We start from the raw sequence: 23,648 nt of genomic DNA, 5'->3' as shown, positions 1-23,648 counted from the left end.
AAAAACTCCTAACATAGGCCTCACAAATTGGATTAAATTTTATCATTTAATACATTTTGTGATTAGGTCGAAGTTCGGACACTGTCCCTGACTTTTATATGGGAGTTAGAGGTATGGGTATCGCAAATTGATTTAATTCGACCTGAGTGTTAAACTATTGTCCTATTTATATCAATTTTTGCCTTACATATCAGCGTTGGATTCAACCCTATGATTGATCAAGAGCTACTAGACCAAATTGCTCGGAATGACACCACCCTGACCTCAATGGAGGTGAATGGTTACACAGTAAATGATGAGGATGCGCAAAATCTCGCCCAAGCACTTCAGTCTAATACCAGTCTGACCTATATTGATCTTTCCATTAATAACATTGGCGATGACGGCGCCCAGAGTCTGGCCAGGGTACTGCAAACCAATACTAGTCTGACCTCTATTAATCTTGGCGGTAACATAATCTCTGATAGAGGCGCGCAAAGTTTCGCTGAGATGCTCGAAACCAATCATAGTCTGACGGCCATTAACTTCTTTTGTAACGTCATTTGCGCTGCAGGTGCACAGCGTCTGGGGCAAGCACTGCTAATCAATAACACCCTGAAGTCCCTTAACCTTCGAGAAAATCGACTTGGATTTCAAGGTGTACACTACTTGGCGGAAGCACTTAAGATAAATACTGGCCTGACCTTTATTAACCTTGATGATAATTCAATTTTGAATGCAGGCGCGCAAATCTTCGCTAAAATGCTTGAAACCAATACCACATTAACTTCCGCTGTTCTTGACAATAATCACATTGGCGTTGAAGGCATCCGGTCGCTGGCTGAAGCACTCCGAATCAATAAAGTCCTGACCTCCATAAGCCTTTACGGTAATCAGATTGGTGTTGAGGGTGCACAGTATTTAGCGAATGGATTAAAAAACAATACAGGTCTGACCAGTATTGAGCTAGGTGCTAATCGAATTGGCGCTGCGGGTGCCAGGCACTTGGGGGAAGCACTTGAGACTAATACCAGCCTCACTTCCATTTACCTTAATAATAATTCAATCGGGGATGCAGGAACACAACCGCTTGCTAAAGCCCTTAAAATCAATAAAGCTCTGACTTCCCTTGAACTAAGGAATAATCAAATTAGCTCAAATGGGCTGCGAAGCCTTGTTGAAGCACTTAAGACTAATACCACTCTAACCTCAGTCGATCTTTATCAAAATGAAATTGATGATGCCGGAGCGCAAAGTCTCGCTGAAGTACTCAAAACCAATATCAGTCTTAGCTCACTAGATCTTGGCCAGAATAGAATCGGTACTGCCGGTGCGCAAAGCCTGGCAGAAGCACTCGAAACGAATACCACGTTAATATCCCTTAGCCTTGTTGGTAATGATCTCCGGGGGCCTGTACTTCAACGTATTGATACGGCATTGGCAAGAAACAAAAAAATTAAAGCGCTCTTTGATGAGGGGCAACAGGCCCTGACCGCCACAACAAAAGAAGTTGAAGAATTTCTAGGCGGAGGGATAGATAGCGGAGCAAGTCTTAATTCGCTGTCAGAGAAGCTTCGTCTTCTGGCGGATTTAATGAACAAGAATCTAAGTGAGCTTGAAGCACTTTGCCTCGAAAGCAAGCAACTTCATAGCTTACGCGCCCAATGGTTTAATTTCAGGCTTCAGCATGGCCTTTATCAGGACTTCGCTGCAATTGTGACTGCGTTTCGGCAATTAACCCTGACTCAATCGTCATTGCCGTATTACCAATCGTTTTTAAATCAAATGATTGCCGCGTATAATCACAAACTGAGAGCAAGCTCACAGGATCAAAACGCCCCGGAGGTCTCTAATTTCAGTCACCAGGAATTGATTGAGCTTTGTCTGCTCGACCCATCGCTAAATCCAAATATACTAGCCGAAAGCCTGAGTCATTATTTCCAGCTTGAACAGGATAATGAGTGGCCTCACAACCTACCAGAAGTTTTAACAACCCTGCACACTCTAGCGCTTGACGAAGGGGGCGAGCAGGACAATTTACGGCGCAAAGTATTGGAAATCTGCCGTTCTGCTAATTCGCAGTTAAACTTTAAAACGGCTGAACAGATCAATGAACATCTGCTTCAGGAGATCGCCTTCATTTCAGATCTGAAAAAAAGAAAAATGGCTTATTATAATGAACTTAATAAAATTGTTGATAACTTAAGTCCTGAACTAAGAAAAGAGTTAGCAATGCTGCTTTTAAACTCCCCCGATCACCTCATAAAAAAAGAAAGGCATTTTTTCCGATCTCAGGACTACTCCAATCAAACATTCACTATGCATAAAATCGTTGCAAGCTTATTAACTAATGTGAATAAAACAGCCTTCAATGAGGTTCACATTGAGGAGCATACTCTATCCCGCCATGTATCCCAGTGTTTTTAAATAATAAATGGAATCACTGACGTGATAAATTTTTTAACCCCCTCTCCCTACTCTCTCCCCCACGCTACGCGCGGTGGAGAGGGGATAATATGACTTCTTAGCCTGACGGCTATGGGTGAAAGCGCCCGACCTATGTCTTGAGCATGATTATGCCCATGAATGAATTTCGGAGAGCTCTTGATGATTAAAATATTTACAAAAAGACATCTTATCCTGTATAATGTCTATTTTTAAAACAGGTTTGTAAATATGCCATTGGTAGAAGCACTGAAAGAAAATAACCTGGAACTTGCAATAAGTCTTATCCTGAAGGGAGAAGAGTTGACCGCGGATTGTGTCATCGCTGCTTATGAAGCAGGATATGGCAAAGTTCTTACCAATTTATTCATCGATATGGATGAACTCATAGTGACTGACGCAGTACTTTATAAAGCACTTACATAACGGAATATATAAGCAATCCAACATGCGCTATCGACGAGTGATCATTCCCGGTGCCACTTATTTCTTTACTGTAAATCTGCAAAATCGAAGCAGTAAATTACTCATCGAACACATTGATGTACTTCGTACGGCCTTTCGCCGTTCAAAACATTATTACCCATTTGTAATTGATGCCATTGTCATCTTGCCTGACCATCTTCACATAATAATGACTCTTCCAGAAAATGATGGAAATTTTTCTTTGCGCTGGAATCTGATAAAAGGCATCTTCTCAAGGCAGCTACCGATAAACGAACTCATTTCTCCCATACAAAAAAACAGGCGCGAACGGGGTATTTGGCAGAAACGGTTTTGGGAGCATCTTATTCGTGATGACTTAGACATTGAACATTATGTCAATTATATTCATTATAATCCGGTTAAACATGGGCATGTGGCTCAACCAGTCGATTGGCCTTATTCAAGCATTCATCGATTTGTTAAAAATGGTATTCTTCCTTCTCATTGGACAGTTGCGAAACCATCTTATTCGCTTGATTATGGTGAAAAATGAAATGTCGGGCGAAAGCGCCCGACCTACGTTTTAATCTATTTTATGACCGTCCAAATACCGGTCATCACGCTCTTTATTTTTTTTCTCTAACTCTTTTTCTTTATTGCTTCTTCCAAATTTAATCCGATTTTCAGACGCCTTCTTGTCTTTTTCAGAATTGATTTTGGCTTTTCTTTTTTTATTAAGATTAATTACTATTGCCATAGAGGTCTCTATAAAAACAGGTACTGGTACTATTAAGTATACAGTAACTATGGTCTATAGTTATTTCAACCACATTATTAAATATAAAATAAAATGAATATATTTATCACCGGAGGATGCGGCTTTATCGGATCACATTTATGTGAATATTACCTGGAAAAACGTCATAAAGTAATTACCGTTGACAATCTTTCATCGGGGCGTCTTGAAAATATCGAAACCCTCAAAAAAAACGCTTCATTTACTTTTATAGAAGCGGATATTCTTGAATGGCCAGATTTGAAAGAAACTTTAAAATGGGCCGATGTAATTTTTCACTTTGCGGCCACTGTCGGCATGTTTAATGTTGTAAATGATCCCATCAGTACACTAATCAACAACCTCATGGGGTGCCAGCGTCTTTTAAAGAACATGAGTGAAATAAAATCTGATGCGATTGTGTTAATTGCCTCTTCATCTTCAGTTTATGGTGATAATCAATCCTTATCTAACGAAAATGATAATCTGAATATTCATCGTTTATCTTGTTCGACTTCAACTTATCCGATTAGTAAATTAGCGGATGAAGCACTCGCTTATGCCTACATTCACCGCTATCAATTAAATATCATCCTTGCACGAATCTTCAATACGATTGGGCCTCGGCAAACTGATTTATATGGAATGGTGGTGCCAAGATTTATAAAACAAGCCTGTAGCAATGAGCCTATTACTATTTTTGGCGATGGAACTCAGACCCGTTCTTTTTGCGATGTGCGAGACGTGATTAAAGCCATGGATATGCTAATCCACGAGCCAAAAGCTTTGGGACAAAGTATCAACATTGGAAATTCATCAGAGATTTCAATTAATGATCTGGCTCAACTCGTCAGAAGTCAGGCAAATAGCCATTCTGTAATTCAGTACTTATCCTATGAGCAAGCCTATGGCGAGCATTTTATAGATATTACACAACGCTGTCCTGATCTGTCGAAACTATACCATTTGACGAACTTCAAGCATCAGTGGACTCTAACCGATACTGTCGGGGATTTGATTGCAAGACAGAAGCAAGCGTAGGTCGGGCGAAAGCGCCCCACCTGCGTATTCTTCATATTAGTTATTCTGAACCCTTGTCTGCAATGAAGCGTCGTCCATAATCTCTTTGAACCGTTCAACATCAGAAAGCGCATTACGCAGCTCCTCGAACGACGACAAATTGCTATTTTCAAAGACCTCCAGAACACTCTTCGCCTTCTCGTTCAATGAGGATTCGTCATAGTTATTCAGCAGCTTTTTGATGTCAACGAAGGCCTGCGCGATCGCCTTCTCATCATTATGATCCAGATTGCCGACGATGCTTTTGATGTCCTCAATAATTAATGGAGTAGCGCCATCCTGATTATCCATCATAGGATCATCGAGAATGGAAAACACGGCGTAAATATTTTCCTCCCGTTCATGGGGAGGAATTTTAGCGATATTTAACATCGATTTCATGCTATATTTTGAAACATTTTGTTTTTGATTGTCTGGCATAATATCTGATTTAATCAACTCATTCATCTCTGCCAAGTCCTGCTTAAACCCTTCAAAAAATTCTAATTCTGTATTGGAGAGGGTGTAGGCCGATCGAAACAGGTTCGGAATATACTCCAGAAGACTCGCCTCATGCCTTTCATTATGGGCCAGCTTAAATCCGAACAAGGCACCGCGAACCTTTGCTTTAAAGTTGCCCCATGTCGAACCGGTGGTATAATCCCCCAACGACTGCATATACAAGGCGAAGGATTTTTGTTTTTCTGCTGGTGAAGCCTGCTCATTTAAATAAACTTTTTCCAGTAAATGGTTAAGCGGATCAATAATATTTTTGATGGTGATCGGAAATTCTACTGTTCCAGTATCCAAATGGATGATGGATTTTCGATACATCATAAAAAAGCTGGCGTAGAGGTTACTTTCTGCAAAACTCTCTTCACAACCCAGTTTTTCAACAAGACGGGCAATATTGGGGTTAGTATCTGCTTTTTCTTTTAAACGTTCTACCAGATTGTTCAGCTTTTTCATTTCCGGATTTTCAAACAGAATATCACGTAAAGCTTTCACCTCTACAGGCAGTTTTTTATCATCTGAGCGAACGCCAGTAGGCGCCTCAAGAAATCCGTTAGAACTTGCTTTACGAGAGATGGAGGCTATGAACCGCTCAAAGCCTATTTTTTCCAGCGTTTCCTCTTTTAAACCTGCCTTTTTACAATATTCATATAATTCCTGAGCGGCTTTATGGATTTCACCAGGTTTCATTTCTATTTGCGGATTGCCAATTCTGAATTCAATACCCAGAAGTAACTTATGGATCTTCCTGGGATCAAGCATTCGAGAGTCGGACACTTCTTTCATCAGCGCGTCCTTTAACTCAAGATAATCTCTGGCCAGGCTCCTGCGATAACCATCGACGCGAAGCTGAGCCTTGCCATCAATACCTCCCCAGGCATAAGTTACTTTGGAACGTTCCGCCTGATGCTCATAATAGCTATCCGGCAGAGCAATCAGATTCGACAAGCCGTCATAGTGACGGGGAATGGTTTTTAATCCTTCGTGAGGTAAATTGGGAATATCAACTGACACATTTCTAAGTCTTCCTGCTACCTCGGAATAAATGCCCAGTTTCCCCAAATACGAATGGAGTCTGGCTGCAAAACTATTCTCTCCCTGTACTCCGCCGCGGCCTCCATTGCAAATTTCCACGTTGATTTTGAGTGTACCTTTATCAGGTCCAAACACTTCTTTATTAAGTGTTTTATCAAGGTAGTCGCCAATTTCAGTATAAAAAGCGCCGGGGATATACGGGTTACTTGGGGCTCCATGTCCCCAGATATAGAGACGATCATCGGGGGTCATGCTTTCAAGAATTTCCTTATCAGCATCATCAGGTTCAGCACTTTCCCAGGTCATGTATTGACCTTCATTGATATCGACTGGATAAATGATATGTACTTCAATGTCCTCATTACCCTTTTCTTCTTCCCTGTTTTGAATTCGCCGCATAAATGCCTGAACTTCTCGTTCTTCAGATTTATCAAAGCACAAAATCACTGCTTTCTTGCCCATTTGTTTTCCAAAGCTTGTTTCTATTTAAGAATTATAGCCGCTTATACCGGGCTTGCTGGGATATCATTAAAGGGAGCGAGACTCAATCTGCATATATCGCAGCATGCTCTCAGCCGCCGAAACCCCCTGAGCAATGGCTCTGACCACTAAGTCAGCCCCTAACACCATATCGCCGCCGCAAAAGATTCGCGGATTGGACGTCTGGAAGGGAAAGTTTGCCTTTTCTGAGGTTTCAACCAGGCCTTTATCAGTTAAATCAACTCTTAAATGCTCTAGCCATTCAGGGGGATTGGCATCAAATCCATAAGCAATAATTACCGTATCGGCTGGCAAAACATGTTCACTCCCTTCCTGATATTCAAGCCTGCCGCTGGCGTTTTTCACAGTATTCACCAGCTTAACCGCTTCCACTTTTTTATCACCAATCAGCTCAACAGCCTGCTTATGGCAGACAAAATGTATCCCTTCCTCTATAGCATTTTTAATTTCTTTTCTTGCGCCGGGCATATCCAGCATCCCCTGACGATAGACACAATCCACTGAAGAAGCCTCTAGCCGCAAGGCACTGCGATTACAATCCATCGCAGTATCTCCTCCTCCGAGAATGACTACTTTTTTATTACGCAAATCTAATGGTTCACAACCAGGCAGGCCCAGAAAACTGTAGATATTATGAACCAGAAAGTCCAAAGCCTGATAGACATTCTGTAGGGCTTCCCCTTCAATTCCTGCTTTTTTTCCTTTATCAGCGCCTAATCCTAAAAACAAAACATCATACTCAAGTAATAATTGCTGTGGGCTTAAATCACGTCCTACTTCTGTATTCAAATGAAAGCGTACGCCCATCTCTTCTAAAATCTGGCGGCGCTGTTTGATAATTTTTTTCTCCAGTTTAAATTCGGGAATACCAAAAGTCAGCAAACCGCCAATTTCAGGATATTTATCAAAAACTGAAACCTCTGTTCCATTTTTAGCTAAAACAGATGCACAAGCCAAGCCGGCTGGCCCTGCTCCGATAACGGCGACCCGTCGGCCATTGGGTTTAACTGCGCTCATATCCGGACGCCATCCATTTTCGAGCGCCTTATCGGCGATAAACTGCTCTATTGCCCCAATAGTGACCGCCCCTAAACCATCATTTAGAGTACAGGCCCCTTCGCACAGACGCTCCTGCGGGCAAATGCGGCCGCAGACCTCCGGAAAAGGATTGGTTTGATGCGCCAGATTCGCCGCTTCTTCCAGCTTTCCTTCCGCTACAAGGCGCAGCCATCCTGGAATATGGTTATGAACAGGACATTGCCAGGCGCAATAAGGGTTCCCGCAATCCAGACAACGCCCTGCCTGATTTTGTGCCTGCTCGAGACTGTAAGACAGATAAACGGATGCCGAATGACGAATTCGTTCTTCAGGACTTAGCTTGTCAGGCTCCTGTCTCTTATCCGTCACAAATTTGAATTCTATAGGTTTACTTTCTTTCATAGGCCACACGCAAGGTATTCCAACCTATCGCTTTCGGTTTTACCAGCCAAAACAGAGGTAGATACTCACTGAAGGAGTCCTTAATCTGTTGCCCCCAACGACTGCCTGTTTCGTTAATATGATGGTCCAGTAGTTGTTCAAGATAATCAGTATATTCCTTTGTATCGAGCTCAGTTAATCGGTATCCTTCGACAAACTCTTCATTACACTGCTCGATAAAGCAATTTGTCAAATCCAGGACAATGGCAAAACCGCCAGTCATCCCAGCGCCAAAATTAATGCCCGTATCCCCCAGCACCATCACAACACCTGCGGTCATATATTCACAGCAATGAGCGCCGGCTCCCTCAATGACGGCAACAGCGCCTGAATTACGCACCGCAAAACGCTCGCCTACCTGGCCCGCTATATAACAAATCCCGCCAGTCGCACCATAAAGACAGGTATTTCCAGCGATGCTTGTTTTATTTGAGGCATACTGCGCCTCACTTGGCAGTCTGATGACAATTTTTCCACCGCTAATGCCTTTTCCCACATAATCATTGGCATCTCCGGTCAGATAAAGTGACATACCCTGACAAGTCCAGGCGCCAAAACTCTGCCCCGCGGTACCGGTAAAGGATAATTGAACTGAATTTTCCTTCAATGATTTAAATCCATACTGCCTGGCAATAGTTCCCGCAAGCCTGGCACCGATTGAGCGATTGCCATTATGAATAGGAAAATGCAGCTTAATATCTTGATGCGCGGCCAGCAAAGGTTCTACAGCCTCTTGTATGGCCTCAGCCAGACTTGCTTTATCTCTTGGCTTATTACTTTTAGGAAGCTCTCGCCACTGATAAGAGGCATCGACTTTGTTGCAATCGAGCATGAATGAGAGATCAATTCGGTTAATAAGCGGATCATCTGTTGTTATCTTTTGTAATAAATCCCTGCGGCCAATAATTTCATGCAAACTGGAAAAACCAAGGCTGGCGAGGATTTCTCTGACTTCCTCAGCAAGCCAGGTGAAATAATGAATTACCCGCTGTGGACTTCCCTGATAATGATTTTCTCTTAAAAAATCATCCTGGGTGGCAATACCGGTGGCGCAATTATTAAGATGACAGATCCTTAAATACTTACACCCAAGCGCCACCATCGGAGCCGTACCAAAACCAAAGCTCTCAGCACCCAAAAGGGCAGCTTTCACCACATCCATGCCCGTTTTCATGCCGCCGTCGACTTGCAGAATCACTCGATGCCGCAGCTTGTTTTCCAGTAACAGCTGATGAGTTTCATGCAAACCAAGTTCCCAGGGCGAGCCGGTATATTTAATTGAGGAAGTGGGACTTGCGCCAGTGCCGCCATCGTAACCTGAAATAGTAATGACATCAGCATAAGCCTTGACTACTCCAGCTGCGATAGTTCCAATTCCAGGGCCTGAAACCAGTTTTACCGAAATCAGGGCCTGCGGGTTAATCTGCTTGAGATCAAAAATCAATTGCGCCAGATCTTCAATCGAATAAATATCATGATGCGGCGGGGGTGATATCAGAGTAACGCCTTCACCGCAGTAACGTAATTGGGCAATCAGGGCATTCACTTTACTGCCCGGCAACTGCCCTCCCTCTCCGGGTTTAGCTCCCTGAGCGATCTTGATTTGTATGACTTCGGCATTCATAAGGTAGTCGGCAGTGACCCCAAACCGGCCGGAAGCAATTTGCTTAATTTTAGAGCGCTTAATGCTGTTGTGGCGATAGGCAGCCTCTCCCCCTTCACCCGAATTGGAACGACCTCCCAAGGTATTCATCGCCACAGCGAGCGCTTCATGAGCCTCTGGGGATAAAGCACCTAAGGACATCGCAGCCGTTTCAAAACGCGGGAAAATCTTGTCTGCTGTTTCAATGTCTTCCAAAGGCAAACTGTTTTTAGCATATTGAATATCTAGTAAATCCCGGATTGTCGTCAATGGCCGTTGCTGAATCAGCTGAGAATAGCGCTGATAGAGCGGATACTCGCCCTGTTTTGCTGCATTCAAGAGACTCATTACCACATCGGGATTGAACTCATGGTACTCATTGTCTGGCAAATATTTCAGTAAGCCGCCATGACGTGGGTAGCTATAGGGATTATGAGCGTCATCGAAATATGCTCGAGCCAGACTATCGAGATCACTGAAATCCAGAACTTCCAGTTTGGAAGCGCTCTGACTAAAACAGCGATCGAGAACCGACTTGCTTAAACCAATAACTTCAAAAAGCTGGGTTCCCCGATAACTGTCCAGTGTTGAAATGCCCATTTTAGCACTGATCTTTAATAATCCGCCCTCGATGGCTTTTACATAATTACTCAAACCATTTTCGATATTGAAGTCAGCAATCAAAGAATAAGCCAGATAAGGATAAATAGCGGCTGCGCCATAAGCCAGCAGAGCGGCAAAATGATGGGGGTCGCGCACCCATCCTGAAGCAACCAGCAAGTCACAGTCATAGCGTTTTCCTGCCTCAATCAGGCTCTCATGAATAGCTCCCACTGCCAGCAAAGGATGTAGAGGAATAGCCTGTAAATCGATGTCTGAATCAGACAATAGCAATAATACCGCCCCCTGACTAACTGCCTCCAATGCCTGTTTGCAAAGCCTTTCAATCGCCTCAAGCAGGCTTTCCTGAGTCGAATAGGATAATGGCAGTTTTACGAAAGGGAAGCCCCGAGAAGTCAGAGTCTGTAAATACTCCCACTCCCCGCTGGAAAGAACCGGGGAGCTCAAAATGATCCGTTTGGCATGCAGCGGACTTGCGTCAAACAGATTTTCCTGGCGTCCGAGGGTGATTTCAGTCGACATAATAACGGACTCCCGTAATGAATCCATTGCCGGGTTAGTTACTTGCGCAAACTGCTGCCTGAAATAATCAAACAACGAACGTTTTTGAGTGGATAGTAATGCGATCGGTGTATCATCCCCCATTGATGCAGTGGCTTCCTTGGCCGTTTGCGCCATTGCCTTGAGGACATCATTCACTTCCTCATTGCTGATATCGTATAGTTTGCGATAAAAAGCGGCTTGCTTGTCCGTTATCCGATACACTTTTAAGTCATGGTGTAAATCAGCCGGTGGACGATGGGTGTGCTGTTGCAGCCAGTCCAAATAGGGGTATTTTGAACTCAGCCTGGAATCGATTATCGCAGTAGTCATAACCTGATGGGTTTTCATATCAACGCCCAGAAGCTCGCCGGGGCCAATTCTGCCTTTAACAACGATATTTTCTTCGTCCAGATCAATAACACCGGTTTCAGAACAGACGAGCAGCAAGCCATCCTTGCTCTGTAAATAACGCGCAGGGCGAAAACCATTTCTATCCAAAGCACAGCACACCACTCGCCCATCGGTAAACACCACACTGGCAGGCCCGTCCCAGGGTTCCATTTGTAAGGAGCAATATTCAAAAAAAGCCTGTTGCTCTGAATCGAAGTTCCTGTTCTTTCTGAAAGCAGGTTGAATCAGCAGACGAATTGCCTGGAAAGGATCCATGCCTCCACGAACTAAAAACTCAAGCATATTATCAAGACTCGCTGAATCAGAGGCGATGGGGTCGATAATCGGCCTTATTTCGTCCAGACAATCCTTGTCTTTATTGGTCAACAGCGGTGCGCGAGCCAAAACCGCATGCCGATTACCCTGAATGGTATTAATCTCGCCATTGTGGGCCAGAAATCTAAACGGTTGCGTCAGGCGCCATGCCGGCAAGGTATTGGTAGAAAACCGTTGATGAAAAATGCTGAAAGCGGATTTAACTGACTTATCGCTTAAATCTTTATAAAATACGGGTAAGTACTTGGGCAAAACCAGGGCCTTATAAATTACTACCTGGGTCGAAAGAGAACAAATATAAAAATAAGGATCCCCGCTTAAACTTAGAGTGGCACGATGACGGGCGAGCATCAGTCTGGCTTCCGTCAGTTCAAGGGTCTGCTTATCATCCACATTCACAATCACCTGAGCAAAATGGGGAAAGTTACTACGTGCATGCTCTCCGCAAAGCGCACTGTCAACGCTGAGATCTCTCCAACCTGCAACAGAGAAGCCAATAGCAGTTAATTCGTTGTTTAATTGCTCTTTCTGGGCTTCTGCATTCTCAGGGTTTAGAAAACACATGCCCACCGCAAATCGAGCGCCTAAAATCCAACCCTGCTGTTCTGCATATTTTCTAAAGAAATGCCTGGGTAACTGTATAAGCAATCCGCAGCCATCAGCTGACAAGCCATCCTCGCCCGCTACTCCTCTATGAGTCAGACGTTGTAAAGCAGTTAGCGACAGTTCAACAATGCGATGGGATACTTTGCCATTGATGTTGGCAATAAAACCACAGCCGCAATTATCCTTCTCTATAATAGCCACGCTACTGCCCTCTTCAATTCTAATAATAGAGCGTCTTAATTAAGATATAGACCCAATTTAAACTGCCAGCAGACTACAAGATAAAATCCTGCAAAATTATCTATGATGGGGTCAAAATAGCTCACCTGCCAGGTGAGCTCCAATACTGTTTTTAGCGAGACTCTTAAGAAAAAATAACAGCAATTCAGCTACTGTTAAATACGTGCTTGCCTCTATATAACTCAATTCACCACAGATATCAGGCAATGGAACGTACGATGCCCCCATCAACATGCACGGAAGAACCATTGGTCGCCGAAGCCAGAGGACTGCATAAAAAAGCGACCATGACAGCCACTTCCTGAGTACTGGCGAATCGTTTAAGCAGAGAAGAAGGTCTCATTGTGCTAAAAAATTCCTGTTCAATTTCTTGCACCGTTCGAGATTGTTGCTTGCTTATCGTATTTAAAAAATCATTGACCCCATCGCTTTGAGTAGGGCCAGGAAGGACACTGTTGACAGTAACCCTGGTTCCGGCGGTCAATTCCGCCATGCCACGCGCAATAGCTAATTGAGCCGTTTTGGTCATACCATAATGAATCATTTCAGGGGGAATCTGTAAACCGGACTCACTGGATATAAAAATAATGCGGCCTTCATTTTTCTTAAGCATCAGAGGCAAATAATGGCGGCTTAGGCGTACACCGCTCATAACATTGACATCGAATATATGCAGCCAATCCTCATCCGAGATGTCCACGAATGATTTGATTTCGTAAATGCCGACATTATTAATCAGTATGTCAACAGAAGGCAGCGCCTGAATCAGCAATTCTACCCCTGCTTTAGTACTCAGGTCAGCAGGAGCAGCCCGCAGGCTGGCATGGGGATGTAAGGCATGAATATGCTCAATGGCCTGTTGCACTCGCTCTTCTGAGCGGCCATTGATGATGACTGTCGCACCTTCCTGGGCAAGCACTTCCGCGATGGCGAGTCCAATACCAGCGGTTGAACCTGTCACCAGAGCAATTTTTTCTTCCAACTGAAAATCCATTTTGATTATCCTTAATTTTTTAGTCTATTGATCTTACAGCAAGCTTTAAAGATTTCCAGTCCTGAAATCTGCTCAATAGGGATTTAAATTCTTACAGGTCAGATGATTCACATGGCAGGTGGAAGGTACTGCGCTGTGCGAGTAACATCTTGTCTTAGCACCATTAATCGCGTTATCAGCCACACGGTAAATACCGCTTTTCCAGACATGCGCCAGGCTATCCATCGCCGTGCACTGCCACAAGGGGCGCACAGAGACTCCATTAACCATTGCATCACAGTCTTCCCGTGAAATGGTGCAGGTATTGGGCTGCTTGCTCTGACTTTTACAGAGGAGTTTGGCATTGCGCAAGGCAGTCCACTCGTTTGAAGAAAGGGCGATGAAACGCTGGTCGGTATAATCATGCGCATGGCAATGCCAGATTTCTTTATAAGAAATAAAAACAGCCGCATGAACCTGAAAAGCAAATCCGCTGAAAAAAAGGCCTAAAAGCCATCCTGACTTCCTCATGGTTTTCTCCCTGATTCAATCAAATAAGAAGGGAAACATCCCTTTATTATTTAATTGTAAACCAGTTGTGGAAGTCCGTTTAAATGGCTCTGTCGTTTTACGAGATTCTGTCCTTTCCGCGCGGCATTGTGCGCAAATGAAGATGGGTGCACAAAAAACCGTCTTTGCGAGCGTTAGCGAAGCAACCCAGCTCCCTACTTTGTTCAAGTTCTGATCTGGATTGCTTAACTTTGTTCGCAAAGACGACAAACTAGTTGTGCGATTCTTTTAATGCAACAACGCCTTCCCGCGAAGGCGGAAAATCAATCTAATGGTGAATATTGGCCTTTTCACTTTCACCTTCGCTTTCATCCTCATGCTCCTGTTCCTCATCGGATAAAGAACGCGGTTTAGGCTCCATTCCCACCAATTTCTCAACCGCTTTTTGCTCCAGGCCTATCATGTTCTGCATTTGTTGTTTGAATGTTGAGGATACCTCATGGTCCAAATCGGGATGAAACAGATTTAACTCATGTTTTGGCTGCGGGCTTGCATGATGCCAGTCCGCATGAGAAACGTTATGAGTCACAGTGGAGGATGAGCTTGAAGATGAACTTGACTTAGACTTAGAATTTGAAAACGAAAAAATATCTCCGCCAAGATTATCGCTATTATTATTGTTGTTATTACTACTGTATTGCTGAGCTTCAAAAATCTCCTCTTCAAACTCCTCAGGATTAGATTCCCTGGAATGACTTAGATTGTCAGAGGACTGGTGCAAATGCTCGGACAAATCATCAGAAACGCGAATACTGGGCGCGAAATAATTCGTTGCCTCATCAGGCATATAGGTGCTTTTAGGATGGTATTTGCTGTCAATCTGTTTTTTATAAGTGAAAATTGCTGTTTCGTTCAGCATCTTGCAAAACTGCGGCAAATGCTCGGCTGGAACTCTGATTCCTTCGGCACTTAATTTAAACATTTCTGCAAGCGACTTATCCTGTAATCGGGAAAGATATTTAGTGAATGCCAGATAGGCTTCTTCTCTGCGGTTCTCAGGTTCGCAGTGAAATAAATATTCCCCGTCTTTATGACCAAGTTTCCAATTGAGTGCAGGTTGTTTTGTTGGCATTATCCGTAAATGCGATAAGACAACCTGACCATCACCGGATAAAATGGAAGTTGGATTACTAAGCTTATTTAGATTATCCAGTACATCCACCTGCTCGGGAGTCATTAACATCTTTTGTTTGAAAATCTGAAACATCTTTCTATGAGCAGTGCTGGCCCGCTCAAAAGCGTGTTCGACTTCGTGAACATATTGATCAAATAACACATTTTGATTGGATCTTGCTGAAAGTTCGGTTTTCACCTTGTCAGAAATTTTGTCTATCGTTTGTATGCGGGCTATCCGCATCGCGAAATCCGGATTTTTTGCTGAATAAGCGCGAATCATTTCTTCAATTTTACGTTGCTCCTGCAAAGAAAACACTTTACCGGCGGCATCCGGATCCATACGGTAAAGATAAAACATTCCCATCATTTTTTCGCTCATGGGCGCATCATAAAAGGCCGAAATATTTTTAAACTTTTTATTGGTATCCGCAGGCTGAATAAAGGTAAAATCATCTTTTAAACTATCCAGTATGGGATTATCTTCACGATAGGCATGCCCAAAATCAAAACCGAAAAAGTGCTCGCCGACACGCCCTTTATTTTGCCCCTGAGAACCTAATACATCACGGTCTCCCTGGGCAAGAACCAGCGGCAAGGATTGACCCAAATCTTTAACACTATCATCTGCAAGAAAACGTCCATTGACGGTTTTAGGCTCTTTATTTTCAAATTGAACCAGATGTCCCTGATATAAATCTTTCTTCACACTGCCGCGAAGCTTCCCTTCAAATACCCTAAGCTCAGGTTCCCACTTACAGGCGGTCATGATTTTGGGTTTGCCGCTGGAATATTCGCCAAAAGCAAGCTCCTGTTCCTGAACCTGCATGCCATAGGCTTTTGCTACTGAATTGGCAAAATATTCCAATACGGCATTGGTGTTTTCCACCTCAGGATCAGAAAGCCTGACTTTTTGGTATATGGCTGTGGCCGGGGTCTTCACCAAGTCAGGCAATGACTTGATGGCATTGGTTTTTTCCAGACGATCTTTTGGCGGCGACACTTTACCACTAGGCGTATCATTGTAGTCCTGCTTGATTAACCATAAATCAAGCTTTTGCTGACTGGGATTGTTTAAGTTTCCAGTTTTTCCCTCTTTTTCAATTAGCTGACTAAAATTCAGAAGCTGCCCATAGTTTGCATGAGCAGGTTCGGCAACCAGTCTTTTAATTGTTTCTCTTAACTGATTCATTGGCATGCTATTATCAAAAACAGCAGGCATTACCTCACTGATTCTTTGTCGAAAAGCAGGATTGATTTTGACACCCAGAAATCCTGGCTCAACCCCACCAGGCTTATCCCCAACATAAAAAAATTCGCCGAGTACGGTGCCTACGGGATAATGCCGATTCTCTCCGCGAGGAGGAATGATGGTTGGATCAATTTTTTCATAACTCATAATCAACTTATCCTTAAGAAATAGCAGCTGTCCAATTGATTAATTTTTGATTATTTATAGTAAATATTATACAATGCCTGGGCTGATTTTGTTTTAAATTTTTTATATAAGCTATTTAATAGCTAGATAATATCGGTTTCAACTGGTTAGATAAAGTAAAAATCCTGATAGGAGTTGAGTTATGGCAAAAGAAGTAAGGATAGAAAAAAGAAGAGACAATAGAAATATATTATCCAGAACGATTGGAAAAGTGATTCAGAAAGCAAAGGATTATTCCTCTGCTTTGACCAACACCATCGCTTTGGTATTCAAATATAACGCCGGAAAAGATCTCAATGCCTTTCATCATCTTCTGGAAGACCGCTTCAGAGAGCTGCCTATAGATCAAACCAAGATTCTTGATGTTCCAGTGATTTCTCCGAGCATTTTTCCACCCAGACTTGTGCAACGAGTCGTTGCTATCGGCAATCCCTACGTGCTTTTGGAAATTGAAAAACTCCCCTGCGCGCAATCGTTTAAAAAATGGTACGAAGACAACCCCGAGAAGCCTCCCATTAAACGCGGTCGAGCATTTTCCTCAATTCTTGAAGCGATTGGCATGGGAATTCTCACTGAAGATCAGAAAATTCACGATGACTTTCTCGATCAAATGCACAGTTTACAATTCAGCGGAGTTAAAGATCCTAAACACCCCAATCATCAGTTTCAAACGAATTTTCTCGAGGTAATAAAAAAAGAAACCGACGATTTAATTGAAACGATCAAGGCACGCTCTGGAAATAATGAAGCAATTGAATTAGATTTTCTGGTATTCTCCTTAAAGATTTTTCTCAAATCCTTTTATCCTAAATCGGACTGGAGTGACGAGAACTGGATCAATCAACTGGCCCGGCAAATTGAAAATGTGTCTCATGAAGCATTCAAGAATATTATGGATCCCTACGGGAATATTCAGTCACTGCGAGCGCTTGCCGCCAAGCATTTGGACCCCTTTATTGACAAAATTCTTGAAGATGAAGAGCCAGCCTATCTAAGCGCCGACTATGTAAAAAGAACCAGCCGGGATATTAAAAAGCAAATCATAATTGCTTTGCTCTTTGCAGGGGGAGATAACATCAGACGCCTTATTGAGCACGGTCTGGTTAAATTCGGACAGGATGAAATTTACCAGAAATATTTTTCCAAAGGGGTGACGCCTTCCGATTTGCAGACTTATGTGAAAGAGTTAGAGCGCCTGATAACCATTATCTATGCTCAACCCGGAGAGGCCGAAGAAGATTTCGTTATTGAATTTGAGGGCGAAGAATTTTTCGTTAAGGAAGGCGATCAGCTGCATTATACCACCTGGATTGCGACCACTGATGAAAAAGAATGGGGAGAGCATGCGCGGGAGTATAATCCGGAAGCGAATAAAGACAAACACAAGGAGTTGAAAGCTGACTTAACATTTGGTGCAAATCGGCGCCGCTGCCGTGGAAATATTGTCACTCACGAGATAATTCATGAGCTTTTCATGAGAATTTTGAATGAATTCGAAATTGAAAGCTTTGTCAATGGCCAAAAAGGGATTCATCCTATGAAAAAGGATTTTAATAATGAGGTGGATGGACCAGTTACCGTTAGATATACACCGAAGGCCGCTCAGAAACCAGGGGTTGAGAAGGGATGCGTCAATTCAGAAGAGCAGCGGAACCCCGAAAATACCAGTAAGGTGAAAGACTGTTACAGAGGCTTGGCTGAAAAAGGGTTTATAAGTCAGTTAAATAAAACAGAGCTTCCAGAAGTTGTCCAGGCAATGGACGTCGCTTTTGAGCCCGAAACTGAAGGTTTTTTAACCATGACCTAATCATGCTCACTGCCGTTAAATTAAGAAAATTCTGCAATGACCTGTAATGATATGGACCCATTCTCCTATCAAACGGCTTCGTAATGAGCCAAGATTAAGTTGATATCCACGAGATATCTTAATCAACAAGGAGACGGGTCCATGAAAGAGATTACCCTATTAGGAATAGATTTGGCAAAGAATGTTTTTCAATTGAAAGGATTAGATAAACATCATAAGGAGGTTTTTAAGAAGAGATTGAGTCGAAGCAAACTGGAGTCATTTGTGCGAGGCTTGCCAAGTTGTACGATCATGATGGAATCGTGTGGAGGCTCAAATCACTGGGGCAGAGTGTTTGGCACGATGGGTCACGAAGTAAAATTAATAAGCCCGCAACATGTCACGCCCTATGTAGGGAATCATAAGAATGATGACAAGGATACCGATGGGATATTGGAGTGCGGAACAAGACCCCGCACCAAGTTTGTCACTGTAAAAACGCTAGAGCAACAAGATATGCAAAGCACATTACGTATTCGAGAACGATTAGTAGGTAATCGAGTAAGTTTGAGTAATCAGATAAGAGGCTTACTACTGGAATACGGCATAGTAATACCCCAGGGTTTTTCTCATTTGAAGAAACATATTAGCCAACTTCTTGATGCAAATAGCAACGAGCTGAGTGAAGAATTAAAAGAAGGGATTAGCGATTGTTATGAAGAGTTTAAAGAGTTGAGTAAACGCATAGCCTATTATGATAGGAAAATAGAGACTATCAGCAATAAGCATGAGTATTGTCGCTTACTTCGCACGATACCTGGAGTTGGTCCGATAAGCGCCCTGGCACTTTATGCGGCAGTTGGTAATGGAAGCCAATTTAAAAATGGGCGGATGATGGCTGCGCATATAGGATTAGTCCCCAAGCAATCGTCCAGTGGGGAAAAACATCGGCTTTTAGGTATTATCAAAAAAGGCCATGCTGATTTAAAGAAACTACTTATTCATGGAGCCAGAGCGGTTGTTTATCATGCAGGTAAAAAAACAGATTGGCGAAGCGAATGGATCACTGCTCTATCTTCCAAGAAGCATACGAATGTGGTGACTACTGCTGTAGCGAATAGAACAGCTCGAATTGCATGGGCGGTATTGCAATCATGTAAACCGTATCAGGCAAAAAATGATGAATTAGTAGAAGGTAGCGCGTGTTACCCACAGCCTTATCATGCTCTCCGCAAGAATGAGGGGCTCCTAGCATGATAAAACTATGGATAACACGCGCGCTGATTAGAAATAGAAAGAGTACGTAGTACCAAGCAAGGCGATTAATCGACTATGTAAACAGGTAAGAACCGGCTTTCTCAAAACCTGACCAACCTGCCGACTATAAAAAGTCGTTTTGTAGATAGGAGAGAAAGCGCTGATTTTCATAGAGGCCAGAGTCAATAGACTCATTAACAGGTCGAATATATAGGTGCAATCTTACTTCTATTTATTTGTTGATTATAATTTTGCTTGTAAAAACGAATGGGTCCATATATAGGTTGGGCCCTTGGCCCAACCGCTCAATAATCTAATTTTAAATAAGCTTCAAACCACCCATGTAAGGCTGTAAAGCCTCCGGAATATGGATATTTCCTTCTTGATCCTGGTAATTTTCCATGATAGCGACCAGCGTACGGCCAACCGCCAGACCAGAGCCATTTAAAGTATGAACCAACTGTGTTTCCTGCGTTTCAGGATGGCGATAGCGAGCCTTCATTCGTCTGGCCTGGAATGCTTCCATGTTGGAGCAGGATGAAATTTCTCGATAGGTATTCTGACTAGGCAGCCATACTTCGAGGTCATAGGTTTTGGCAGACCCGGCTCCCAGATCACCGGTACATAAGCTGACCACACGATAAGGCAAACCAAGGCGCTGCAAAATTACTTCGGCATGGCTGGTGAGTTTTTCGAGCGTTTCATAAGACGCTTCCGGCTTGGTTATCCACACCAGTTCTACTTTTTCAAATTGATGCTGTCTTATCATTCCTTTCGTATCTTTGCCGTAGGAGCCAGCTTCACTACGAAAACAGGGAGAATGACAGGCGTGCTGTATTGGTAAGTCCTGATGAGGAATAATGCAATCTCGTACGGTGTTAGTGACCGGTATTTCTGCGGTTGAGGTGAGATAATAATTCTGATCACCAGTTAACTTGAACAGGTCATTCTCAAATTTGGGTAATTGCCCTGTTCCCAATAGGCTGTCTGCATTGACAATATAGGGCACATAAATCTCATTATATCCGTGCTCCTGAGTGTGAATATCCAGCATAAACTGAATCAAGGCCCGATGCATGCGAGCAAGCTGCTGTTTCATCACTACAAAGCGGCTGCCAGTTATTTTTACAGCCAGAGAAAAATCGAGCAAGCCTTTCGCCTCACCTAACTCGTCATGCGATTTAACTGGAAAATCAAAGCGAGGAACCTCGCCCCAACGACGTACTTCCCTATTCTCTGTTTCATCCTTCCCTGTGGGAACTGTTTCATGAGGAATATTGGGAAGAGAAAGTAACAAAGCATCCAGTTGTTTAAGAACGGCTTCCAACTCCTGCTTGTTTATTTCCAGCTGTTTTCCAAGTTCGTTAACCGCATCACGCATCGGTTCAATATCTTCGCCGCGTGATTTGGCAATCCCAATCATTTTGGAACGTTGATTACGCTCGTTTTGTAAAGCCTGCGTGGCCACCTGCAATGATTTGCGTTGTTCCTCCAGCTTCAGGAATTGTTCTGTATCAAATCGAAAGCCGCGTGTTGCCAGTTTCTCGGCAATCAGATGGGGATTTTCGCGCAACAACTGGATATCCAACATGAATTCACCTCAATTATCATATAACCAACGCCAGAACTAACCGATGGTTAATTCAGCATTCCATTGTAAAACACGGCCCGACTCGATTTTGCCATCCAAAAACTTCAAAACGTTATCTACAATGGCGGGTTCGTCCACAAACTCAAGGACCATCGGCAAATTAAAATGCATATCCATTAATTTGACCTCTCGCAGTTTGCCTGTATGACCAAAGCCCTTCACTCCGCGAAAAATAGTGGCGCCCTTTACTTTCTGATCATGAAGATAGTTATATATCTCATTCAGCCAGGGAGAATCCTCACTAAGATAAATACGCACGACTTTAACCTGCATCAATATATTCCTCCAAGCCAGCGTCCCAAATGCATGCCAAGAAAAGCCAATCCTAAAGCTAATAAATTATTCAATACCACATTCAAACAGGCAGTCCAATATTGACTATCCTGATAGAGCATCCAGGTTTCCCATGAAAAACTGGAAAAAGTGGTGAATCCACCGAGAAAGCCTACCATAAAGAATAAGCGCCAGTAATCGCTGACAGCAAATCGCTCTAACAGCAAAATCATTAAAAAGCCAGCCAGAAAAGAGCCAAAGCTGTTAACTATTAATGTGCCATAAGGAAAACGGGAGCCCCAGAGTTTCAAAGCCAGGAGACTGGTTCCCAAACGCGAAACAGCGCCTAGTCCACCGCCTGCAGCAACCAATATGACTGACCACATAGTTCACCTGATTATTAAGATCCATTTAAGTAGATTGGCCTTGACCTAATGACGCAGCCTTAAAAGCTTAACCTGACTCCCTTACCTTTCTCGGCTTGTCCCATAAGTATCTACACATCTCTTAATACAGAGTCTACTCCTCGCTTCTACGTCCCTCGGCTTGTCCGGGGGATCCAGGAATCTCATAGAGAAACACTGGACCCTGCGGACAAGCCGCAGGGCGTAGCTGTGATGTGTAGATACCTATGGGTTTGCCCGAGGGATCCAAATCTCATGCCAGGATTGGATCTCTGGATCCCTCGGACAAGCCGAGGGACGTAGGTAAATATTTTAAAGCAGCGCATTGGCCCAACCTACGATAATTCCCTTACCTGACAATACCTCGCGATGATTCATTTAAAGCATCAATCATTGGTATCACCTCTGGGCAATCAACCTGCATCTGCTCTAACTCAGCCACCGCTTGCTGAACCGTTAATCCTTTCCGGAAAATAATTTTATACGCCCGTCGCAGACCATCAATCGCATTGGATGAAAAACCGCGTCGACGCAATCCGACGGTGTTAATTCCGCAAGCAGAAGTCGTATGTCCGGCAATCATTACATATGGTAATACATCTTTGGTCACATAAGTTGCCCTTGCGATAAAGGCATAAGCACCGACCTGGCAGAACTGATGAACAGCTGCATAAGGACCAATGATGGCATAGTCATGAACAGTCACATGACCAGAAAGCGCCGCATAATTGACCATAATAATCTGGTTACCAATCATACAATCGTGGCCAATATGAGAGTAGGCCATCAGGAAATTGCCATTGCCAATACGTGTTACGCCGCCTCCTTTCACAGTGCCGCGGCTAATCATACAGTATTCGCGGATTACATTATCATCACCAATCTCCAGACGAGTCGGCTCTCCCTTATAAGTAATATCCTGCGGCTCGTCACCTACGGAAGCAAACTGAAAAATTTTGTTGTTTTTTCCAATAGTAGTCGGTCCTTGAATTACCACATGAGGCCCAATCCATGTACCTTCGCCTATTTCAACATCGGCTCCAATAATGCTGCCAGGACCTACAGAAACCCCACTCGCCAATTTGGCCGAGGGGTGAATAATTGCACCTTCATCTATCACTTTTTCACTTCCTTCGCTGCACTCATTAAATCAGCGGAGCAGGCCAGTTTGTCGCCGACAAATGCCTCGCCATGCATACGCCAAAAATCTCGTTTTTGCCCTACAAGTTTTACTTCCAGACGAAGCTGATCGCCCGGAGTCACTATCTGTTTAAACTTTGCGTTATCAATTCCGGCAAAAAAATAGATAAACTCGTGGCCCTCTTTGGGGCGCCGTGAAAGGTTGGACAAAATTGCGCTAGCCTGAGCTAAAGCTTCCAACATTAATACACCCGGCATAATGGGATTACCTGGGAAATGTCCCATAAAGAATGGTTCATTAATGGTAACGTTTTTAATTGCAATCAAATAATCCAAGGACTTATACTCATGCACTCTATCCACCAGGATAAATGGATACCGATGCGGTATAAGCTCAAGAATTTTTGGTATATCTATGGCCTCACTCATGTAATATCTCTCAATCTTTGATAA

The 23,648-nt window shown here is 43.3% G+C and carries 18 protein-coding genes; 6 read left to right on the top strand and 12 right to left on the bottom strand.

Annotation, left to right across the window (positions count from 1 at the left end; genetic code table 11):
• The first annotated feature begins 210 nt into the window (after positions 1-210).
• The 3 genes from DYH61_RS02790 to DYH61_RS02780 all read left to right on the top strand — a co-directional run bounded on the left by DYH61_RS02790 (position 211) and on the right by DYH61_RS02780 (position 3,403).
• The gene (locus DYH61_RS02790) at positions 211-2,406 is read left to right on the top strand and encodes a leucine-rich repeat domain-containing protein (RefSeq protein WP_058508267.1); all 2,196 of its coding nucleotides are present in this window, start codon (positions 211-213) and stop codon (positions 2,404-2,406) included.
• Positions 2,407-2,655: 249 nt separating this feature from the next.
• Entirely contained in the window at positions 2,656-2,850 is a 195-nt protein-coding gene (locus DYH61_RS02785) for a hypothetical protein (protein WP_058508268.1), read from the top strand.
• A 22-nt stretch (positions 2,851-2,872) separates the two neighbouring features.
• On the top strand, positions 2,873-3,403 hold the full coding sequence (locus DYH61_RS02780; RefSeq protein WP_058508269.1) for an REP-associated tyrosine transposase: 531 nt from the start codon (positions 2,873-2,875) through the stop codon (positions 3,401-3,403).
• A gap of 30 nt (positions 3,404-3,433) precedes the next feature.
• On the opposite strand, the gene DYH61_RS02775 is transcribed toward DYH61_RS02780, so the two are convergent.
• Positions 3,434-3,607 carry a DUF4169 family protein gene (locus tag DYH61_RS02775; RefSeq protein WP_065236172.1) on the bottom strand — a complete coding sequence of 58 codons (174 nt, stop codon included), beginning with the start codon at positions 3,605-3,607 and terminating at the stop codon, positions 3,434-3,436.
• 93 nt (positions 3,608-3,700) lie between these two features.
• Here DYH61_RS02775 and DYH61_RS02770 point away from each other — a divergent pair, with 93 nt between their 5' ends.
• Positions 3,701-4,666, top strand: a complete 966-nt coding sequence (locus DYH61_RS02770) for an NAD-dependent epimerase/dehydratase family protein (RefSeq protein ID WP_058508270.1) — start codon at positions 3,701-3,703, stop codon at positions 4,664-4,666.
• A 36-nt stretch (positions 4,667-4,702) separates the two neighbouring features.
• Here DYH61_RS02770 and DYH61_RS02765 read toward each other — a convergent pair whose 3' ends face one another.
• The 6 genes from DYH61_RS02765 to DYH61_RS02735 form a co-directional block, all read right to left on the bottom strand.
• Entirely contained in the window at positions 4,703-6,694 is a 1,992-nt protein-coding gene (locus DYH61_RS02765) for a hypothetical protein (protein WP_058508271.1), read from the bottom strand.
• Between the two features lie 66 nt (positions 6,695-6,760).
• Entirely contained in the window at positions 6,761-8,173 is a 1,413-nt protein-coding gene (locus DYH61_RS02760) for an FAD-dependent oxidoreductase (RefSeq protein ID WP_058508272.1), read from the bottom strand.
• Positions 8,160-12,551: a glutamate synthase large subunit gene (gene gltB / locus DYH61_RS02755; protein WP_200823637.1), complete on the bottom strand. Its 4,392-nt coding sequence runs from the start codon at positions 12,549-12,551 to the stop codon at positions 8,160-8,162. Before gltB ends, DYH61_RS02760 begins: the two co-directional genes overlap by 14 nt.
• 238 nt (positions 12,552-12,789) lie before the next feature.
• On the bottom strand, positions 12,790-13,584 hold the full coding sequence (locus DYH61_RS02750; protein ID WP_058508274.1) for an SDR family NAD(P)-dependent oxidoreductase: 795 nt from the start codon (positions 13,582-13,584) through the stop codon (positions 12,790-12,792).
• Between the two features lie 72 nt (positions 13,585-13,656).
• Positions 13,657-14,094, bottom strand: coding sequence for a hypothetical protein (locus DYH61_RS02745; RefSeq protein ID WP_058508275.1), 438 nt, complete (start codon positions 14,092-14,094; stop codon positions 13,657-13,659).
• Positions 14,095-14,401: 307 nt separating this feature from the next.
• A complete protein-coding gene (locus DYH61_RS02735) occupies positions 14,402-16,645 on the bottom strand; it encodes a hypothetical protein (RefSeq protein WP_058508277.1) in 2,244 nt (747 codons plus the stop codon).
• A gap of 181 nt (positions 16,646-16,826) precedes the next feature.
• Between DYH61_RS02735 and DYH61_RS02730 the strand changes: the two genes are divergently transcribed.
• Positions 16,827-18,491 carry a cytochrome P450 gene (locus tag DYH61_RS02730; RefSeq protein ID WP_058508278.1) on the top strand — a complete coding sequence of 555 codons (1,665 nt, stop codon included), beginning with the start codon at positions 16,827-16,829 and terminating at the stop codon, positions 18,489-18,491.
• A 141-nt stretch (positions 18,492-18,632) separates the two neighbouring features.
• The gene (locus tag DYH61_RS02725) at positions 18,633-19,727 is read left to right on the top strand and encodes an IS110 family RNA-guided transposase (protein WP_115343301.1); all 1,095 of its coding nucleotides are present in this window, start codon (positions 18,633-18,635) and stop codon (positions 19,725-19,727) included.
• Positions 19,728-20,046: 319 nt separating this feature from the next.
• On the opposite strand, the gene serS is transcribed toward DYH61_RS02725, so the two are convergent.
• The 5 genes from serS to fabZ all read right to left on the bottom strand — a co-directional run bounded on the left by serS (position 20,047) and on the right by fabZ (position 23,624).
• Positions 20,047-21,318 carry a serine--tRNA ligase gene (serS, locus tag DYH61_RS02720; RefSeq protein WP_058508168.1) on the bottom strand — a complete coding sequence of 424 codons (1,272 nt, stop codon included), beginning with the start codon at positions 21,316-21,318 and terminating at the stop codon, positions 20,047-20,049.
• 36 nt (positions 21,319-21,354) lie between these two features.
• Positions 21,355-21,651, bottom strand: coding sequence for a DUF190 domain-containing protein (locus DYH61_RS02715; RefSeq protein ID WP_058508169.1), 297 nt, complete (start codon positions 21,649-21,651; stop codon positions 21,355-21,357).
• Positions 21,651-22,037 (bottom strand): fluoride efflux transporter CrcB, encoded by a 387-nt coding sequence (crcB, locus tag DYH61_RS02710; protein ID WP_058508170.1) that lies wholly within the window; start codon positions 22,035-22,037, stop codon positions 21,651-21,653. Before crcB ends, DYH61_RS02715 begins: the two co-directional genes overlap by 1 nt.
• Positions 22,038-22,404: 367 nt before the next feature.
• Positions 22,405-23,175 carry an acyl-ACP--UDP-N-acetylglucosamine O-acyltransferase gene (gene lpxA / locus DYH61_RS02705; protein ID WP_058508171.1) on the bottom strand — a complete coding sequence of 257 codons (771 nt, stop codon included), beginning with the start codon at positions 23,173-23,175 and terminating at the stop codon, positions 22,405-22,407.
• On the bottom strand, positions 23,172-23,624 hold the full coding sequence (gene fabZ, locus DYH61_RS02700; RefSeq protein WP_058508172.1) for a 3-hydroxyacyl-ACP dehydratase FabZ: 453 nt from the start codon (positions 23,622-23,624) through the stop codon (positions 23,172-23,174). The genes lpxA and fabZ overlap by 4 nt, the downstream gene beginning before the upstream one ends.
• Positions 23,625-23,648: the final 24 nt, after the last annotated feature.

Source organism: Legionella quinlivanii (assembly GCF_900461555.1).
Classification (GTDB): domain Bacteria; phylum Pseudomonadota; class Gammaproteobacteria; order Legionellales; family Legionellaceae; genus Legionella_C; species Legionella_C quinlivanii.
This window is presented reverse-complemented; position numbering and strand designations above follow the sequence as displayed.

Excerpts from the sequence above, each read along its gene's own strand:
- DYH61_RS02785 (WP_058508268.1), top strand. The coding sequence starts at position 2,656 with ATGCCATTGGTAGAAGCACTGAAAGAAAATAACCTGGAACTTGCAATA.
- fabZ (WP_058508172.1), bottom strand. The coding sequence starts at position 23,624 with ATGAGTGAGGCCATAGATATACCAAAAATTCTTGAGCTTATACCGCAT.
- DYH61_RS02745 (WP_058508275.1), bottom strand. The coding sequence starts at position 14,094 with ATGAGGAAGTCAGGATGGCTTTTAGGCCTTTTTTTCAGCGGATTTGCT.
- DYH61_RS02750 (WP_058508274.1), bottom strand. The coding sequence starts at position 13,584 with ATGGATTTTCAGTTGGAAGAAAAAATTGCTCTGGTGACAGGTTCAACC.
- serS (WP_058508168.1), bottom strand. The coding sequence starts at position 21,318 with ATGTTGGATATCCAGTTGTTGCGCGAAAATCCCCATCTGATTGCCGAG.
- DYH61_RS02780 (WP_058508269.1), top strand. The coding sequence starts at position 2,873 with ATGCGCTATCGACGAGTGATCATTCCCGGTGCCACTTATTTCTTTACT.
- DYH61_RS02765 (WP_058508271.1), bottom strand. The coding sequence starts at position 6,694 with ATGGGCAAGAAAGCAGTGATTTTGTGCTTTGATAAATCTGAAGAACGA.
- DYH61_RS02770 (WP_058508270.1), top strand. The coding sequence starts at position 3,701 with ATGAATATATTTATCACCGGAGGATGCGGCTTTATCGGATCACATTTA.
- DYH61_RS02730 (WP_058508278.1), top strand. The coding sequence starts at position 16,827 with ATGGCAAAAGAAGTAAGGATAGAAAAAAGAAGAGACAATAGAAATATA.
- DYH61_RS02760 (WP_058508272.1), bottom strand. The coding sequence starts at position 8,173 with ATGAAAGAAAGTAAACCTATAGAATTCAAATTTGTGACGGATAAGAGA.
- DYH61_RS02715 (WP_058508169.1), bottom strand. The coding sequence starts at position 21,651 with ATGCAGGTTAAAGTCGTGCGTATTTATCTTAGTGAGGATTCTCCCTGG.
- DYH61_RS02735 (WP_058508277.1), bottom strand. The coding sequence starts at position 16,645 with ATGAGTTATGAAAAAATTGATCCAACCATCATTCCTCCTCGCGGAGAG.
- DYH61_RS02775 (WP_065236172.1), bottom strand. The coding sequence starts at position 3,607 with ATGGCAATAGTAATTAATCTTAATAAAAAAAGAAAAGCCAAAATCAAT.
- DYH61_RS02790 (WP_058508267.1), top strand. The coding sequence starts at position 211 with ATGATTGATCAAGAGCTACTAGACCAAATTGCTCGGAATGACACCACC.
- DYH61_RS02725 (WP_115343301.1), top strand. The coding sequence starts at position 18,633 with ATGAAAGAGATTACCCTATTAGGAATAGATTTGGCAAAGAATGTTTTT.
- crcB (WP_058508170.1), bottom strand. The coding sequence starts at position 22,037 with ATGTGGTCAGTCATATTGGTTGCTGCAGGCGGTGGACTAGGCGCTGTT.